The organism is Bifidobacterium choerinum (assembly GCF_002761235.1).
GTDB classification, from domain to species: domain Bacteria; phylum Actinomycetota; class Actinomycetes; order Actinomycetales; family Bifidobacteriaceae; genus Bifidobacterium; species Bifidobacterium choerinum.
In genome coordinates, this window is sequence record NZ_CP018044.1 from 1,109,210 (window position 1) to 1,126,868 (window position 17,659).

Sequence of the window (17,659 nt, forward strand, 5' to 3'; positions counted from 1 at the left end):
TGCTGCACATGCGCCGGCGTACAGCGCCGAGCGACGCACGCCGCGGCGCCATCGTCGCGTCGTCATGAAGGGCACCGAGCGTTTCGACGCCGACGGCGTCAAGCTTGAGGCCGGCGACATGCGCACGCGCGAGCAGCAGGCGGCCGACGACGACCGCCGCATCCTCGGCGAGCTGCCGCCGCATTGGGGCGTCTTCCAAGAGCGCGGCCGCTAGTCGTCTGCGCGTACGGCGAGGATCGGCCCGTTCGTCTGCGCCTGCAACGTGCGCATCGCGTCGGCCGCGCTCATCGCGACCGGCGTCAGATGGCCGTCACCCGCCACGTCGTCGCGCGGCGGCCCCATGACGATCGCGTCGTCGCTGACCGTGCACAGCCCGTCCGCGACGATCGTGGCATCGGCGGCCGCATCGGCTTCCGGATTGGTGTCGGCTGCTGCGCGTGCGTTTGCGCCGACGGCTGCTCCGGCATTCACATCCGCCGTTGCGCCGACGGCTGTTGCGTCGTCGGCATCCGCCGTTGTGCCGTCCGTGTCCGGCTTGCCGTGTGCACCTGCCTGTTTGCCGACTGCACCTGATCTGCCGTCTGCGTCCGTCGTTCTGCTGACCGTGTCCGTTCTGCCGCCAGTGTCCGTTCTGCCGGCTGCATCTTTGCTGGCTGCACCTCTGCCGGATGCACCTCCGCTGTCCGTGCCGGCTGCATCGTCCGCACCCGACTCGTTTGCCGCACCTGCCGCATCGGCGGCGTCACCGTTGCCGGCCGTCTCCGCTGCAGGAGGGGAGCAGCCGGTCGCCGCCGTCAGTCTGATATGCGTGCCGGGGGAGAAGGGGCGGCTGAGCTCGCCGAGACGCACGTCGATGACGGTGTGCCCCGGCGCGACGGCCGGTACGCGGCCGAGCATCGTCGGCAGCAGCACGTCGCCTTCGCGGATGTCGATGAGCGCGTAGGCCGTCTCGTCATCGAGCGCGTCGACGGCGTCGGACAATGCATCGCTCGCCGGCAGCGCCGTCATCGTGAAATCGGCGGTGACGACGGCGTCGCCGGCCTGGATCTGATGCGCGGCGGTGAGCACTCTGCGCGTCGCCGTCGCCGTGACGACGCATTCGAGCGTGCACAGCACGGCGAGCGCGGCACAGCAGGCCGCGAGCAATTTGCGCGCGCGGCGGTCGAGCCGGCGGCCGCACGGCGTGCGCGGATGGCCGGACTGTGCCGAGTCGCCGCGTCTGGAGCGGGAACCAAAGTCGAACAAATGCATCATGGCAGCATAATGCGTCCCGGCGGTCGGCTGAGTCCAGCCCGGGCGGGGTATGTGACCGGAAGGGTGTGTCGTCGGCCAAATGTGGACGACACGCCGTGAAAAGCTGTGGATTGTGAAGATTGTTCGCTCTCAGTCCACATCGTATCCACATCGATGTGGATGAACGAATAGCCTATCCACAACGTCCATCAGACGACTGTGGACAGCGCAAAGGCCACCGGACCCTGATGGGCCGCGCGGTGGCCTTTGCCGATGCGGAGAACGCGGAAACCTCTTACTTCGAGCCTTTGTCGGTGCGGTAGAAGCCGCTGCCCTTGAAGGTGATCGGGACGGCCGAATACACCTTGTGGACGGTCGGCTCGCCGCACTTGGGGCAGACGGTGATCGGTTCGTCGTCGAAGGACTGGTGTTCGGTGAAGTCGTAGCCGCAGTTCTTGCAGCGGTAATGGTAGACGGGCATGATGCTCCTTTCGGGTGGGCGCGTTCGCGCGAGCGCATACTTGTTCTAATCCCCAGAGACTACTCACATGTGTGCATGAGCGGCTACGGTCATCCACCGTGGGCGTAGGCCGTCGGCGATGTGGTCGCGGTGCGGTCGCGCCGTGACGGCGCCGCGGTCTGGGCATCGTCGCATGCGCGTCGTCGGATCGCGAAGATCATGCGGCGGCGGCCGGATGGTTGCGGCGGTCACTGGGTGACTGCCGCAGTCACTGGATGAAGACGAGATGTTGCGGCGTGAGCACGGCGTCGACCGGCATGTCGTGCGGCTGCGTCGGCAGCGGCGTGACGACGAATTCGCAGCTCCAGCACATCGCGATGCGCGGCGCGGCGGGACGTGCGTATTCGAGCGCGTGGTCGTACCATCCGGCGCCGCGTCCGAGTCGGCCGCCGCCGTGGTCGACGGCGAGCGCCGGCAGCACGATGATGTCGGCGTCGGCGAGCGCCTCGGCCGGCAGCGTCCCGGTGTCGGGCTCGTCGGGACGCGGCATATGCCCGTCGCCGGCGGCATGTTCGTGGTGCAGCGCGGTGACCTCGTCGGGCGACGTCAGCCGGGACCAGCCGATCTCCCTGCCCGAACCGAGCCGCGGCACGAGCAGTTCGATGCCGCGCGACGCCGCCTCGTTGAGGATCGGCAATGTGCTGATCTCGGTGCCCATCGACACATGGCAGGCCATCGTCAGCGGCGTCGTGCGCGGTTTGGAGAACAGCGGAAGCGCGAACAGCGAGGCGGCGCAGCGTTCGCCGGCGGCGGCGCGTTCGGCGTCCGTCGTGTGGCGGCGCTGCGCGAGCAGCTCATGGCGGAGCTCGCGTTTGCGTGCATCGATCGGCGGGTTCGGATTCGGCTGGTTCGTAGACATGGTCACGGTTCTACCACGCCGCGGCCTCGGCGGCGCTGCGCCGACCGCGGGATGGGACGGCGTGCGGATCTGCACATGCTTGCATACGGTCTTGGATGGACGGCGCGCGGTTGCGCGATGGCCCACGGGACGCGTATGACTGCATATGGATCGCGCGCGTGGTCGCGTTGCGTATGGGCTGCATGTGGATTGTGCGCGGGATGCGTCTGACCGCATGCGAGCTGCCCATGGTTTCGGCGGGATGCATATGATCCGGGCATGGAGATCGTCATGTGCCGTGCGGGCCGTGCGTGGGCTGCATGCAGACGGCGTGCGCGCCGCTGCGTGCGACAATGGGGGCGTGACGATTTTGCGAACCCTGCGCGACCGGATGCGACGCGACGACCCGAACGCCTTCCATACGCCGCTGACGCTGCTCGCGCCCGCGGATGCGCCGGCGATCCGTCTGCGCACGATGACGGCGGCCGACGAGGACGAATGGGATCAGGTGCGCATAAGCAACGCGGCATGGCTCGAACCGTGGGATTCCAACGACCCCGAGCGTCATCGCTCGGTCACGTTCCCGCAATGGATACATATGCAGCGGCGTGACGAACGCTCGGGGTCGGCGATCGTCTTCGTCATCGAATACGACGGCCGCATCGTCGGGCAGATCTCGCTCGGCGCGGTCATGTTCGGGGCGATGCGCAGCGGCATCATCGGCTATTGGATCGATCAGGATTACGCTGGCAGGGGATTCACGCCGCTCGCCGTGACGATGCTCGCCGACTGGGCGATGCTCGATCCGGACGGACCGCGGCTGCATCGCGTGGAGATCGACCTCGTGCCGCAGAACGAGCGTTCGCGGCGCGTCGTGCAGAAGATCGGTGCGAAATATGAGGGAATCCGACGAAAATATATGTACATTAATGGGCACTGGCGCGACCACGAATCGTACAGCCTGCTCGCCGAGGACGCCCCCGACGGCTTCACCCGCCGTCTGATTGGCGACACGCCCGGCGAACGCGTTTCCTCATTGTCCTAAATTCTTTTATTCTTAGGAACTATGGGTTACGAATCACTGAGCACGATCGTGGTCTTGGTGATGGTCGGAATCATCATGGCGATATGGCTGCCACGCAAGACGGTCGACGGCATGAAAACAGTGATGAAGCATCGTTCGGACCGATACTCCACTTCGCTGCATCTGGTGGATGAGCAAAGCGGCACGACGTTCAACGATGTCGATTCGCCGAAGACGAAAGGGGCGATAATGCCAGCGACGCAGAAGGAACACGGTGCGTACCGCGAATACCGCGAGTATGTGGCCAACGTACGTAAGCTTCGCCGTGCCGCCGCGCATCGCCGCAAGCTGATCGCCGGCGCGCTGCTCACCGCGACCGTCGTCGTCCTCGTCCTCGCCTTCGTGCTGCACTTCAGCCCGTGGTACACGCTCATCCCGGCGGGACTGCTCGCGCTCGTCTGCGGCCTCGGCATCCACGCGTCCAAGCAGGCGCGCGCATGGGAGGCGAAGGTCGCCGCGAAGGAACAGGAGCATCGTCGCAGGCAGCGGATGCGCCCGAAGGTCGTCAAGCGTCAGGCCGACGCGGCCGTCGCCGCCGCACAGTCCCCGTCGACGAACGCCGACGCGGCGCAGCAGGCGCCCGAGGAGACGCGCACCGACGTCATGGAACAGCGTGAGATTCGCCGAGCGCTGCATCAGGCGCGCGTCGAGCAGGCGCAGGCGCTCGCGCGCCGTCAGGCCGCGCAGCAGGAGACGGCCGAGCCGCAGCCGGGGGAGGCTGCAGAGCAGATCGAGGCGGCCGCGTCCGGCGAGGACGAGCGTGTGCACGCACAGCTCGTCGTACGCGAGGAGGCGAACGCCTATCCGCCGGACGAGACGAACGAACTGTCCGAGATCTCGCCGGCGTCCGCCGTCGACGCCTTCGACATGGCGATCAACCAGGATCTGATCTCCTTCTCGCTCGGTGCGCCGCGCAACGGCGTCGACCATCCGCAGCAGGCTCCCGAAAGCCGTGAGATCAAGTCGACGAAGCAGGTCGCGAAGGCCGAGCCGAAGGCAGTCGCCGACGACTCCGCCGCAGCGGATGCATCCGGTGACGCGCCTGCGGACGCCGAATCCTCCGCGGACGATACGCCGAACGCGGAGACCGCCGCTCCGTCGCCGATCAACGATTCCGTCGCGTTCCACGAGAGCGAACGGAACGCCGCTGTCGAGGCGCCCGACGAGACGAGCGATTCGCTCGGAACGAACCTCGAATCGATTCTCGCGCGCCGCGGCAACTGACCATCGCCGTCGCAGGGCGTTTCCGCTCCGCGACATGCCACGTTTTGAGACGCCGACCGATTCTTTCGGTCGGCGTTTTTCGTTGATTCGCAACGTTTTCTCTCACAGCGTTAGCACTCGAGTTGGCAGAGTGCTACCGGTCGCGCTAGGATAGGCAACTAGCGCGACGGAAAGGGTGCGGCAAGTGAATCGTCAGCCGCCTGACGTATTCGTTCCCGAGCGAAACCGTAACGATTGTTCGCATGCAGCAATGCAGAAAGAGGAGGTACGTCGTGTCGTTCCCACTCATTCCACTGGAAGACAAGATCATCGTCAAGCAGGCTGAGGCCGAGACGCAGACCGCTTCGGGCCTGTTCATCCCGGACAACGCCAAGGAGAAGCCGCAGCAGGGCGAAGTCCTCGCCGTCGGCCCGGGCCGCCGCGATGAGAAGGGAGAGCGCATCCCGATGGATGTCAAGGTCGGCGACAAGATCCTGTACTCGAAGTACGGCGGTACCGAAGTGCACTACCAGGGTGAGGACTACCTCATCGTGGCCGCGCGCGACGTGCTCGCGATCCTCGCCTGATTCTCGATTCGGCGCGTGAATCACGCACCACACGTTGACGAAGGCCCCGCGTGTCATCCCGACACGCGGGGCCTTCGCATATCCGGCGTGCGGGGATGACGTGGCTGGCGTATATGCGCGCAGTGTGGGTCGCGGCTGGCGGGCTAAGCGTCTCGATCTGCGTATGCGTGCGCAGCGTGGGTCGTGATCTGGGCGCAGGCCGCCTCGGTGTGCGTACGCGTGCGCGGTACGGGACGCTGGCGGGGTGCTAAGCGTCTCATCCGGCGTATGGGTGCGCAGTGTGCGACGCCGGTGGAGTGTGCTGGGCGTGCTGATGCGCAATGCGGGACGCTGTGCATGGGTCGCGGAGCGCCTACGACCGGAGTGCGGTCTGGCGTCGCGCACGCCGCGGCACGCCTGTGCGTGGGGCGGGAATAGCGGCGGCGGATTGCTGTTGACCCGTATGTGCGGCCGGCGGCCGCACGCGAGAAGGCTGTTGCGCCGATGGGTGAAAATCGAGGAACGGCAACGCGACACGCCGAGATTTGCGGAAAGTTACCTTCCCGTGGCATACTAGCCAAGTTGCCGGTTGAACCTCAACCGAAAACGATGGCGGATTTCCCAAGCGGTCAAAGGGACCTGACTGTAAATCAGGCGCTTCGTGCTTCAGTGGTTCGAATCCACTATCCGCCACGCCTCGATAGCTCAGTGGTAGAGCACTTCCTTGGTAAGGAAGAGGTCGTGAGTCCGATTCTCACTCGAGGCTCTCTGGCGGGATAGCTCAGCTGGCTAGAGCGTACGACTCATAATCGTAAGGTCAAGAGTTCGAGTCTCTTTCTCGCTACTATAAGGGCCGGGAAACCGGCCCACATATTCGACAACAAGAGGTGAACCAAATGGCAAGCAAGAGCGCAGACATTCGTCCGGGCATCACGCTGGCATGCACCGAGTGCAAAGAGCGTAACTACATCACGACGAAGAATCGTCGTAACACGCCCGATCGTCTCGAACTGAAGAAGTTCTGCCCGCGCTGCGGCAAGCAGACGCTTCATCGCGAGACCCGCTGAGCATAGATTCTTTGCAGGAGCCCGACCGAAAGGTCGGGCTCCTTTCGTTTTCCGCCGTGCCGCCGTGCATCGTCGCCACGTACGCGCGCCGCACCGCCACGGCGCTATCGTCGCTGCCGCCTCCGCTGCGTCGCCACGCCAGCCATCCATCGTTCCGTCCGCGCGCAGTCGATATTGTGGCAGCTGAACCCGGCCCGGCGCCGACGATTTTTGTTACTGTGGGAGCTATGACAACTTTTGCAGAGCTCACCACCATCGGCGTAGGTGGCAATATCGATCATTTCATGGAACCGACGACACGCGCGAGCATCATCGAAGAGATCGAACACGCGGACACGCACGGCATCCCCGTGTGCGTCATCGGCGGTGGCTCGAACCTGCTCGCCTCCGACGACGACTTCCACGGCCTCGTGCTGCGCGACGCGCGCCGCCTGATCACCGTGCCCGACGAAGCCGACCCGGTCGAGAACGGAGACAACACCGTGCATGTGACCGCCGAAGCCGGCTGCAACTGGGACGACCTCGTCGAGTTCTGCGTCGAACGCGGCCTCGAGGGCATCGAGGGGCTCTCCGGCATCCCCGGCAACGTCGGCGCGAGCGTCGTGCAGAACATCGGCGCCTACGGCCAGGAGGTCGCGACGAGCGTCGAATCGGTCGAGGTGTGGGACCGCGAGGACCGCAAGACGAAGACGTTGTCGAACGTCGAAATGCAGTTCGGCTACCGTTCGAGCCTGCTCAAGACAAGCATGTACAAGGCGCCGGGCGTGCCGAACGAGGAATACTATCCGTCGCCGCGCTACATCGTGTTGTCGGTGACTTTCGCGCTCACGCACACCGAAAGCGGCACCGTCAACTATCCGCAGCTCGCGCAGGCGCTGCACGTCAACCTCTCCGACCGCATCCCGATCGCCCGTCTGCGCGACGCCGTGCTCGACGTGCGCGCGTCGAAGGCGATGCTCGAGGACGCGACGCGCTACCGTCTGCCCGTCATGGTCGACGAGAAGCGGCCGGACGCGGTCGAACGTGCGATTCGCGACCAGCAGCGCTTCGTGACGCGGCACGACGCGCCCGCCGACGTCGTCGACGAGCATATACAGGCGACGGTCGGTGAGAACGAGGACTACAACCGCCACAGCTGCGGCAGCTTCTTCATGAACCCGATCGTCGACTCGACGGTGGCCGCCGCACTGCCCGACGACTCGCCGAAGTACCCGGCGACGCTGCCCGACGGCTCGACCGGCGTCAAGCTGTCCGCGGCGTGGCTCATCGACCACGCCGGCTTCCACAAGGGCTACCGCGTGTCGCCGGATGCGCGCGCCGCGCTGTCCGACATGCACACGCTCGCGATCACGAACCGCGGCGGCGCGGCCTGCGACGACATCGTCGCGCTCGCGTCGGCGATCCGCGACGGCGTGCGCAAGCAGTTCAACGTGACGCTCGTGCCCGAGCCGGTCATGGTCAACACGAGGCTGTCCTGACGGCGATCGCACGACGGTCGCACAGAAGACGACCCCGATCCGCCGGCCGCACAATCGCGGCCGGCGGATCCTTTTCCCTCACATCGCGCATATCTGCACGGAAAAACACGGGGATGCGCGGCGCGCGACGGCGCAATCTTGCTCACAGTGAACGATGCGCCGGGGTACGTCCTACACTTGGGCTGCGTATCTGGCACATCGCCTGTTCGCAGGTCACGCCAAAAGCTCATGAGCGCCAGCTGCATATAAGAGAGTAAGAACGCGGACCAGGTGGCAACGTGCAGATATTCAGGACGAAATCAGTCGAACAAACCATAGCCGAAACGAACGAAACCGGCCATTCACTCAAACGCAGCCTCGGATGGTGGGACCTCGCCGTCATGGGCGTCGCCGTGGCCGTCGGCGCCGGCATCTTCTCGGTGGGCGCGCAGGCGGCGGCCTTCCACGCCGGCCCCGCCGTCATCATCAGCTTCATCATCGCCGGCATCGTCTGCGGCGCGGCCGTCATGTGCTACGCCGAATTCGCGTCGATCATGCCGGTCGCCGGCTCCGCATACACCTTCACCTACGCGACGATCGGCGAGATCATGGCGTGGATCATCGGATGGGACCTCATCCTCGAGATGCTGATGGCCGGCTCCGTCATCTCCAAATACTGGGGCGTCTACCTCAACGACTTCATGCGGCTGATGGGCCTGAACTGGAATACGAACCTCACCTTCGGCTCCTTCCACCTCGATATCGCGCCGATCATCATCGTCGGATTCTTCACGGTGCTGCTCGTCTTCGGCACGAAGATCGGCGCGCGCGTCGACGGCGCGATGACGATCCTCAAGATCGCAATCGTCGTCTTCGTCGTCGTCGTCGGCTTCTTCTACGTGAAAGCCGCGAACTACACGCCGTTCGTGCCGCCGAGCGAACCGGCGGACGTCGTGCGGCACGGCGAGCTCGGCGGCAGCATGGCGCAGCCGCTGTGGCAGTGGCTCACGCACATGCAGCCGACCGTCTACGGATGGTCGGGCGTCCTCTCCGGCGCCGCGCTCGTGTTCTTCGCTTTCATCGGATTCGACGTCGTCGCCACCGCCTCCGAGGAGACGAAGAACCCGAAGCGCAACGTGCCGCTCGGCATCGGCGTCGGCATGCTGCTCGTCATCGTCATGTACGTGCTTGTCGCGATCGTCACGACCGGCATGGTCTCCTACAAGAAGCTTGCGCAGGTCGACAGCCCGTCGCTCGCGACCGCGTTCGAACTCGTCGGCGCCGACTGGGCGGCCAAGATCATCAGCTTCGCGATCGTGCTCGGACTCGCGACTGTCGTCATGGTGCTGCTGCTCGGCCTGACGCGCGTCGTCTTCGCGATGAGCCGCGACGGCCTGCTGCCGCGCGGCATCTCGCGCACCGGCAAACACGGCACGCCGGCGAGGCTGCAGATCGTCGTCGGCGTCGTCGTCGCGCTCGTCGCCGCCTGCTTCAACATCGACGTATTGTCCGACATGGTGAACATCGGCACACTCTCGGCGTTCACGCTCGTCGCGCTCGCGATCCCGATCATGCGCAAGAAGCGCCCCGACCTGCCGCGCACCTTCCGCATCCCCGGCAACCCGTGGGTGCCGATCCTCGTCGCGCTCGCGAACTTCTGGCTCATGCTCAACCTGACCGTGCTCACGTGGATTCGCTTCCTCGTGTGGCTCGTCGTCGGCTTCGCCATCTACTTCTCCTACAGCTACAACCATGCGCGGCTCGGCACCGGCGAGCTCGACGCCGAACTCGAGCGGTTCGACAAGGAGCAGCGCATCAGCCAGCTCAAGGAGACGGCGCGCGAGACGGCCGAAGCGAAGGCGAAGGCCGCCGCGAAGGACGAACGCCGGCGCGAGGAACGCTGACTCGACGCCGCATCGCCGCGCGCGTCGACTTTGCTCGGCGGCGGGCGCGCGGTAGTCTGGAACGGAGTCTTAAGGAGGACACAGATGGCCTATGTGATTGCCCAGCCCTGCGTGGACGTCAAAGACAAGGCATGTGTCGACGAATGCCCGGTCGACTGCATCTACGAAGGCAAGCGTTCGCTGTACATCAACCCGAACGAGTGCGTCGACTGCGGCGCCTGCGAGCCGGTCTGCCCGACCGAGGCGATCTTCTATGAGGACGATCTGCCGCCGCAGTGGGAGTGGTACAAGGACGCGGCGATCGAATTTTTCGCCGAAGTCGGCGACCTCGGCGGCGCACAGGCCGCCGGCCCGATCGGCAAGGACCCGAAGCGCGTCGCCGAACTGCCGCCGCAGAACGGCGCGTGACCGCCACGTGATTGCCACGTGTGATTGTGTCTGCGCGATCCGCGTCGGAATGGCCCGTGCATGCCCCTATCCGGGGTGTGCGCGGGCCATCCGCGTTGTTCCGTGCACTGTGCGCGTCTCGCACTGCGTACGCGTACGCTACGTGTGACGCTGGCGCGTGTTCTGGCGTCTCGCGCTGCGTGCGCATACGCGCCGGGCGACGCCGGTCAATGCGGGAAACGATAATCGTCAGCAGTAGCCGAGTCACCGAGCAGGAACAACAATGCATCGGATAAGGCACATGCATCGCATAACGCATGCATCGTGCAGACAGAAGGAGCATGAGATGGGATTCCATGATTTTTCGTCGCCGTACGACTGGTCGCGCATCGCGCAGTACAAGGATCGCGCGCGTGAGTTCGCCGGGGGCATGATCGACCTGTCGATCGGCTCGCCGGTGGACGATGTGCCCGAGGCCGTGCGCGTCGCGCTCGCCGACGCCGCGAGCGCCGCGAACGGCTACGGCTATCCGGCGACGGTCGGCACCGCCGAACTGCGCGCCGCATTGCACGAATGGTTCCGCGACTGCCGCGACGTCGAACTTGCGCAGATCGGCGCCGACGTCGTGCCGACGGTCGGCTCGAAGGAGGCCGTCGCGATGATGGCGTCGCTGCTGCACCTCGGCGCCGGCGACGTCGTTGTCCAGCCGCGCGTGTCCTATCCGACCTACGAAATCGGCACGCAGGTCGCCGGCGCCACCGTGCACAAGGTGGACGACGTCGCCGACGTCGCGTCGTGGAAGGACGTGCCCGGCGTCAAGGCCGTGTGGGTGAACTCGCCGAACAATCCGACCGGCGCGACGCTCGACGCGGAGCAGCTGCGGCGCATCGTGGAGGCGGCGCGCGCGATCGACGCCGTCGTGCTGTCCGACGAATGCTACGCGATGATGGCGTGGAACGACGACAACGACGGCGAAGGCATGCTCGAGCAGGATCTCGAGGGATCGCCGTGCATGCTGCGTGCCGACGTCTGCGACGGCGACGCCCGCGGCATCCTCGTGCTGTACTCGCTGAGCAAACAGTCGAACATGGCCGGCTACCGCACCGCGTGCATCGCCGGCGACGCCGCGATCGTGCACGACATGACGAACCTGCGCAAGCAGCTCGGCCTCATCGTCCCCGGTCCGGTGCAGGCGGCGATGACGGCGGGACTGCGCTCGACCGACGCGGTGCGCCTGCAGCACAACCGCTACCATGCGCGGCTCAAGGCGCTCGTCGAAGGACTGCGCGCCTATGGATACAACGCGTCGATGCCGCAGGGCGCGCTGTACGTGTGGGTGAAGGCGAAGTCCGGCGACTGCTGGCAGGACATGGAAGATCTCGCGTCGATCGGCGTCATCGCGAGCCCCGGCGAGTTCTACGGCGACGGCTCCCATCTGCGCTTCTCGTCGACGGTGAGCGACGAGGACATCGCGGCCGCCGTCGGCCGACTGCGCGCGGCGGCCGCGGTCGGCGAGTGACGACTGCGTGACGGTTGTGCGACGGTGACTGTATGAGTGTGCGTGCCGCCGTGGCTGCGGTTGCGACGCGCCGCGGCCACGGCGGCGCGTCGCGCGGCGATGGCCGAATGCGGTGATGCGGCGGCCGCGGTTTCGTAATCGCACAGCCGTCGTATGCGCGCCGTCGCGCGGGCACGCATGAGCGTCCGCGCAATTATTCAGATGCCGAGCTGCGCGCTGCCGGAACCGAAACGGCCGCGGATCGCGTCGAGCGCCTCCTCGGCGCCGCGCAGCCGCGTCTGCGTCGTCGAGACGTGGCCGTCGGCGCCGCTTTCGGCGAGCACGTCGTCGAGCGTCGGCTGGATGACCGTCGTCGCACGGTCGCTCAGGCCGCTCACCGACATGCCGGCGAGGCGGATCGCGCGCGGCAGTCGCGTCGGCGTCGCGTCGGCCGGAATGTCGAGCATCGCGCGCAGCAGTCGGAGCGTCACCGGCAGCAGTGCGCTCGCGGAATCGGCCGGCTGTTCGATCGTCAGCGATTTCGTCGTGACGCTCAGGTCGGGGAATCGCAGTTTCACGGTGACGGTGCGCGCGACGAACCCTTTGCGTCGCAGCGTCGACGCGACGTCGTCGCAGCAGCGCCGCAACAGTCCGCACACGCTCGCCGCGTCGCTTACGTCCTGCGGGAACGTGTGCTCGGCGCCGATCGACTTCTCCGGCGCATGCGTGACGATTGGCCGCGCGTCGAGTCCGCGCGCCGCATTGTAGAGGCGTTCGGCGGTGATGCGTGAGCCCGCGATGCTTTCGAGCAGCGGCAGATCGATCTCGGCGAGCGCCTTCACCGAGTCGATGCCGTGCTCGTCCAGACGGCGTTCGAGCGCCGGACCGATGCCGGGGATGCCGCGCAACGGCATCATCTGCACGAATTCGGCCTGTCTGGCGACCGGGATGAGCAGCATGCCGTCGGGTTTCGCGTTCGTCGACGCCATCTTCGCGACGAGCTTGTTCGAGGCAATGCCGACTGAGCAGGTGATGCCGTGGCGTGCACGGACCTGTTCGCGCAGCCATGCGCCGATGCGCAGCGGCGAACCCCATTCGAGCAGCGCGCCGGCGACGTCCATATAGCATTCGTCGACCGAGACCTGTTCGATCTGGTCGGTCACGCGACTGAAGATCGTGCCGAAGATGTCACGCGAGATTTGGCTGTAGTAGTGGTGGTCGACGGGCAGGAAGACGCCGCCCGGGCATAGCTGATGCGCGCGTGACGCCGGCATCGCCGAGTTGATGCCGTATTTGCGTGCCTCGTAGTTCGCCGCCGACACGACGGCGCGGTTGCCGGTGCCGATGATGACCGGCTTGTTCGCGAGTTCGGGATGCCGCGCGATTTCGAGTGACGCGAAGAACGCGTCCATGTCGATGTGCAGCACCGTGCAGCCACGTTCGTCGTGGCCCCAGTCGCGTTTGGCGGCGGCGATGCGTGGTGCGGTGCTCATAACCGATAGTCTAGTGGAACATTTGTTCGAATGGAAGTGGGTGGGGTGGATCTGGGCGCGGCTGGGGGCTGTTTGCGGGTGGGGTCATCGACTGGTTCGATGGAACAGGCCGCTGGTGGCCTGATCCGCGTCCCGATTCGTCGGCATGGTCGATGGAACGGGATGCAATGGGGCCTGTCTGCGGGTGCTTTCGTCGGCCGGCCCGATGAAACGGGACGGAGCGGGTGGGATTGTCGAACCGGTCGATGGAATGGGACGCAATGGGGCCTGTCTGCGGGTGGTTTCGTCGGACTGGTCGATGAGGCGGGACGGAGCGGGTGGGATTGTCGAACCGGCCGACGAATCGGGACGCAATGGGAGCTTATCTGAGGGTAGGGGCATGAAAGCTGACGAATGGGTGGCGCGTAGGGGATTCGGGAGGGTGCGGGACACGCACGGTGATGACGATTTGTGCTGGTCGGGGATGGCTGCTATGCTTGTAACCTGTTGCACTTATGAAGTGCGGCGTGGAGTCATGCCTGAGTGGCCGAAAGGGGCACCCTGCTAAGGTGTTAGTCGCGTTAGCGGCTCGAGGGTTCGAATCCCTCTGACTCCGCCAGCTTAAGCCGGAATCGCATTGCGGTTCCGGCTTTCTCATTGCCGCGGATTGCTGGATTGGGGCGAATGGTTGGTTTGCTGAAAGGTGAAGCCGCGGTACGCCTTTGTCCACAGCCTCGATGCATCACTGTAGTACGTTCTGCAAATCCCTGCAAATCATGAAACGTTTTCATGGACAGTTTCATGAGACATGTATGCATTGATGAGACATGTATGCAACGATTCGCTCACATGCCTGCAAGCATGTTCATCGGCTGATCCAAGTCTGATGTGTCGCCTGATATGGCTTCATATCGGGCGATTGACGTATCCGCCGGTTGCGTCCCGTTTTGTCGGGCCGGTCGATGGAGGCGCCCGCGGACGGGTCCGGTTGTGTCCCGTTCCGTCGGACTGGCTGATGGTTCCGCCCGGAAACCAGCCTGCTGGCATCCCGTTTCGTCGGGCCTGTCGATGGAAGCGCCCGCGGACGGGTCCGGTTGCGTCCCGACCCGTCGGGCCGGTCGACAGAACCGCCCGCTTCGTCCCGTTCCGTCGGGCCTGTCGATGAAAGCACCCGCGGATAGGCCCGGTTGCGTCCCGACCCGTCGGGCCTGTCGATGGAAGCTCCCGGAAACCGGTCCCGTTGCGTCCCGTTCCGTCGAACTGGTCGATGGATGGGGACGCAGGACGCTCGATGTGCGGTGGAAACAGAAGCGGCGCTACAGTGGAACCCATGACGGAACACATCGAACCTACGGAACCGGCGACGACTGTCTCACACGGTGAACCGGCGACCATGCGCACGCCCGAAACGCTGCCCGCCGGCCCCTTTGATCCGACCAACTTGGCTATCCCGTCCCACTCGACCAGTTCAGCCAGCCCGGCCAGTCCAAACCACTCGGCCATCCCGACCACTCCGGCCAGCCCGACCGTTGCCGCTTCCATGAGCTTCACATCAGCTTCCACCACGCCTGCAGACACGACGCCTGCACCAACCACACCCACCCCGTCCGCACCCACCACGCCTGCACCCACCACACCCGCAGACACGACACCTGCGGACGAAGTCACCCGGGCGGACGCGACTCCCGTCATCCCCACCTCCGCTCACTCTTCCCGACCGCACTCTTCCCGACCGCACTCTTCCCGACCGCACTCCTCCCACCCCCAGCCCGACCGCGCCGATCTTCCGCTCGTGACCATCCCATGCGTGTTCGAGGACATGATCGCCCCGCTCAAGGCCGCGCTGCCGATGCTTGACGGCATCGCGCGGGTGCGTCTGTTCGAGGACTACACGTTCGACGAGGACCTCTTCGTCGAGCGCGCGCAGGGTGCCGACGCCGTCATCGTCATCGGCGTGCACATCTCCGACGACATGCTGCGTCGCCTTGCGAAGACGGCGCGCTGCCTCGCATTCGGCGGCACCGGCGTCGCGAGCTACGTGAACTTCGATCTGGCGCGCGAACTCGGCGTGCGCATCTGCAACGTGCGCCACTACGGCGACGCGGCCGTCGCCGAGTTCACCTTCGCGTTGATTCTGGAGCTCGCCCGCCGCGTCGGCGAGCTCGACCGCGAACTGCGCGCCGGCGATTGGGACGGCATGAGCAGCGTCGAACTCGCCGGCAAGACGCTCGCGATCGTCGGTTTCGGCGGCATCGGACAGACGGTCGCGCGCATCGCCCACGGCTTCGGTATGCAGGTGACCGTCTGGGATTCGGGACGTGGTCCGCGCGAACGCCATGCCGAACATGGTGTGACGCCGGTCGCGGACATGAAGGCGCTGTTTGCCGGCGCCGATGTCGTGTCGATCCACATGCCGCTCGTCGATGGCACGCGCGGCATGATCGGCGATGCCGAACTCGATGCGCTGCGCCCGGGTACGATGTTCATCAACACGGCGCGCGCGGAGATCATCGCCCCCGGCGCGCTCGTCAGGCGTCTCGAACGCGGCGACATCCCGGCGGCGCTCGACGTCTACTACCAGGAGCCGCTGCCTATGGACAGTCCGCTGCTCGCGATCGACGGCCTCGTGCTCACGCCGCACGTCGCATGGCGCTCCGACGGCGCGAACCGCAATCTCACACGGCAATGCGTCGAAGACGTCGTCGCCTTCCTCTCCGGCGGCAAGATGAACGTCGTCGTCGATCCGGAGACGAAATGACGACGCGCACGATCCTCGACGACGCCGCGAATCCGGCGCATGACGCGTTCGTCGAGAAGAAATCCGAGTTCATCGGCGACGCGTGCCACATCGACGACCTCGACGCCGCGCTCGCCTTCGTCGAGACGATCCGCGAGATGCATCCGAAGTCGCGGCACGTCGCATACGCGGCGATCGTCACCGACGGGACGGGGCGCGTCATGGAACGCATGAGCGACGACGGCGAACCGTCGGGCACCGCCGGCAAACCGATCCTCGATGTGCTGCGCGCGAACGACCTGACCGACTGCGTCGTCGCCGTCACCAGATACTTCGGCGGCATCCTGCTTGGTTCGGGCGGTCTGATCCGCGCGTATTCGACCGGCGCGTCGCTCGCCGTGAAGGCGGCGCGCAAGGCGCGCATCGTGCAGTGCCGACGCTTCCACGTCCGCCTCGACTACGCGCAGCTCGGCGGCTTCCAGCAGCTGCTCGCGACCGTCGACGGCGCGCAGCTCGACGCCGCGTTCACCGACCACGTCGAGGTCGACTGCGCCGTGCCGACCGATATGGAGGGCCGATTCGCCGACCGCGTGCGCGAGACCTTCAACGCGACCGTCGTGCCGGAACCGCTCGGCCTCGTCGCACGGCCCGTCGAGGAACGATAGCCGGGCGCGTACGAGCGCCGGCCGTGGCGTATGCGCGACGCGCGGCGACACGCGCGCCGACGCGCGGCCGCGGCGTGCGCGGCGGACGTCGCGCGCAACGGCCGTTGCTAGAGTGGACGGGCATGTGCATGCGACCGCGCACATATGCGGCGGAGCGATCTACGGACAGAGGTGGGACGATGACCGATGAGACGATGAATGGCGGAACGATGGGCGACGACGCCACGTCGACGACGAACGACCAGCCTGTGGCGGACGCGCAGACGGATGCTCAGAACGCGACGAACGTCGCGAACATGGGGGATGCGACGGACGCGACCATGCCGGCGGACGCCGACGCCGCGGCGCATGCGGCGGCAACGGAAGCCGCCGACGCAATCGACACCAACGATACAGACGAGTCCGACGGCGCCGACGCGCCCCATATCGAGCCGCTGACGGCGACCTACGAGCGGCTGCGGCATTCGACGGACGCGGCCGAGCTGCACGAGTTCGCGCGCCGTCCGCTGCCGGACCGCGGCGAGCAGGCGGCGTTCTCGCGAGCGACGGCGTTGCTCGAGGCGGTCGCCGGCAATCCGCACACGCCCGAGGAGGACCGTGTGTTCCTCGCGAGCACGATGCCGTTCCCGAACGTGCTCGTCAAGCTGTCCGAGGATGCGTCGCCGACGGTGCGCGAGGCCGTCGCCGCGAACGCCGACGACAAGAACTGGCTCGTCGGCAGGCTCACGAAGGACGACGTGCCCGCCGTGCGCGACAAGGCGCTGCACAACAAGCGCACGTCGTGGAAGATGCGTCTCGAGGGTGCGCAGGACCCGGATATGGATGTCGAGACGCTCGATTTCCTCTCCCGTCTCGGTGCGGAGCTCGAGCCGGATGCGAACGTTGTATTGTCGTCGATGGTGCGCCGCGCTGTAGCGCTTAACCCTAACGCGTCACAGGAGATTCTCGAAAGACTGAGCGCCGATTCGAGCGACGAGGTCGTGCATGCCGCGCGTCGCCGCCTCGGCCAATGAATCCGCGTTCTGTGG

16 protein-coding genes and 4 tRNA genes are annotated in these 17,659 nt (G+C 66.0%); 16 read left to right on the forward strand and 4 right to left on the reverse strand.

Annotation, left to right across the window (positions count from 1 at the left end; genetic code table 11):
* The first annotated feature begins 64 nt into the window (after positions 1-64).
* On the forward strand, positions 65-214 hold the full coding sequence (locus BcFMB_RS10055; RefSeq protein WP_099721723.1) for a BAG family molecular chaperone regulator 5: 150 nt from the start codon (positions 65-67) through the stop codon (positions 212-214).
* Here the strand turns inward: BcFMB_RS10055 and BcFMB_RS04250 are convergent.
* From BcFMB_RS04250 to BcFMB_RS04260, 3 genes are all read right to left on the reverse strand, one after another.
* Positions 211-1,254: an SAF domain-containing protein gene (locus tag BcFMB_RS04250; protein ID WP_099721142.1), complete on the reverse strand. Its 1,044-nt coding sequence runs from the start codon at positions 1,252-1,254 to the stop codon at positions 211-213. The genes BcFMB_RS10055 and BcFMB_RS04250 overlap by 4 nt on opposite strands.
* A 274-nt stretch (positions 1,255-1,528) precedes the next feature.
* On the reverse strand, positions 1,529-1,714 hold the full coding sequence (locus tag BcFMB_RS04255; RefSeq protein ID WP_024540994.1) for an FmdB family zinc ribbon protein: 186 nt from the start codon (positions 1,712-1,714) through the stop codon (positions 1,529-1,531).
* 247 nt (positions 1,715-1,961) lie between these two features.
* The gene (locus BcFMB_RS04260; RefSeq protein WP_051354874.1) at positions 1,962-2,612 is read right to left on the reverse strand and encodes a 5-formyltetrahydrofolate cyclo-ligase; all 651 of its coding nucleotides are present in this window, start codon (positions 2,610-2,612) and stop codon (positions 1,962-1,964) included.
* Positions 2,613-2,952: 340 nt separating this feature from the next.
* Between BcFMB_RS04260 and BcFMB_RS04265 the strand changes: the two genes are divergently transcribed.
* The 11 genes from BcFMB_RS04265 (at position 2,953) to dapC (ending at position 11,778) form a co-directional block, all read left to right on the forward strand.
* Positions 2,953-3,636, forward strand: a complete 684-nt coding sequence (locus BcFMB_RS04265) for a GNAT family N-acetyltransferase (protein WP_232513883.1) — start codon at positions 2,953-2,955, stop codon at positions 3,634-3,636.
* Positions 3,637-3,696: 60 nt separating this feature from the next.
* Positions 3,697-4,899: a hypothetical protein gene (locus BcFMB_RS04270; protein ID WP_418215006.1), complete on the forward strand. Its 1,203-nt coding sequence runs from the start codon at positions 3,697-3,699 to the stop codon at positions 4,897-4,899.
* A 272-nt stretch (positions 4,900-5,171) separates the two neighbouring features.
* Complete coding sequence (groES, locus tag BcFMB_RS04275) at positions 5,172-5,465, forward strand: co-chaperone GroES (protein ID WP_024540990.1); 294 nt, start codon at positions 5,172-5,174, stop codon at positions 5,463-5,465.
* 590 nt (positions 5,466-6,055) lie between these two features.
* Positions 6,056-6,137 (forward strand) — tRNA-Tyr (locus BcFMB_RS04280).
* 1 nt (position 6,138) lies between these two features.
* Positions 6,139-6,210, forward strand: a tRNA-Thr gene (locus BcFMB_RS04285).
* Between the two features lie 4 nt (positions 6,211-6,214).
* A tRNA-Met gene (locus tag BcFMB_RS04290) sits at positions 6,215-6,288 on the forward strand.
* 52 nt (positions 6,289-6,340) lie between these two features.
* Entirely contained in the window at positions 6,341-6,511 is a 171-nt protein-coding gene (gene rpmG, locus BcFMB_RS04295) for a 50S ribosomal protein L33 (RefSeq protein WP_022858912.1), read from the forward strand.
* Between the two features lie 227 nt (positions 6,512-6,738).
* On the forward strand, positions 6,739-7,989 hold the full coding sequence (locus tag BcFMB_RS04300) for an FAD-binding protein (RefSeq protein WP_024540989.1): 1,251 nt from the start codon (positions 6,739-6,741) through the stop codon (positions 7,987-7,989).
* A gap of 278 nt (positions 7,990-8,267) precedes the next feature.
* Positions 8,268-9,872: an amino acid permease gene (locus BcFMB_RS04305; RefSeq protein WP_024540988.1), complete on the forward strand. Its 1,605-nt coding sequence runs from the start codon at positions 8,268-8,270 to the stop codon at positions 9,870-9,872.
* An 84-nt stretch (positions 9,873-9,956) separates the two neighbouring features.
* Complete coding sequence (gene fdxA / locus BcFMB_RS04310; RefSeq protein WP_024540987.1) at positions 9,957-10,280, forward strand: ferredoxin; 324 nt, start codon at positions 9,957-9,959, stop codon at positions 10,278-10,280.
* A 325-nt stretch (positions 10,281-10,605) separates the two neighbouring features.
* On the forward strand, positions 10,606-11,778 hold the full coding sequence (gene dapC / locus BcFMB_RS04315) for a succinyldiaminopimelate transaminase (RefSeq protein ID WP_099721145.1): 1,173 nt from the start codon (positions 10,606-10,608) through the stop codon (positions 11,776-11,778).
* A 197-nt stretch (positions 11,779-11,975) separates the two neighbouring features.
* Here dapC and dinB read toward each other — a convergent pair whose 3' ends face one another.
* A complete protein-coding gene (gene dinB, locus BcFMB_RS04320) occupies positions 11,976-13,250 on the reverse strand; it encodes a DNA polymerase IV (RefSeq protein WP_099721146.1) in 1,275 nt (424 codons plus the stop codon).
* A 508-nt stretch (positions 13,251-13,758) separates the two neighbouring features.
* Here dinB and BcFMB_RS04325 point away from each other — a divergent pair.
* The 4 genes from BcFMB_RS04325 to BcFMB_RS04340 all read left to right on the forward strand — a co-directional run bounded on the left by BcFMB_RS04325 (position 13,759) and on the right by BcFMB_RS04340 (position 17,644).
* A tRNA-Ser gene (locus BcFMB_RS04325) sits at positions 13,759-13,848 on the forward strand.
* A gap of 1,200 nt (positions 13,849-15,048) precedes the next feature.
* The gene (locus BcFMB_RS04330) at positions 15,049-15,987 is read left to right on the forward strand and encodes a D-2-hydroxyacid dehydrogenase family protein (protein WP_099721147.1); all 939 of its coding nucleotides are present in this window, start codon (positions 15,049-15,051) and stop codon (positions 15,985-15,987) included.
* Positions 15,984-16,631: an IMPACT family protein gene (locus tag BcFMB_RS04335; protein WP_099721148.1), complete on the forward strand. Its 648-nt coding sequence runs from the start codon at positions 15,984-15,986 to the stop codon at positions 16,629-16,631. Before BcFMB_RS04330 ends, BcFMB_RS04335 begins: the two co-directional genes overlap by 4 nt.
* A 179-nt stretch (positions 16,632-16,810) precedes the next feature.
* Complete coding sequence (locus BcFMB_RS04340; RefSeq protein ID WP_024540982.1) at positions 16,811-17,644, forward strand: AbrB family transcriptional regulator; 834 nt, start codon at positions 16,811-16,813, stop codon at positions 17,642-17,644.
* The last annotated feature ends 15 nt before the right edge of the window (positions 17,645-17,659 follow it).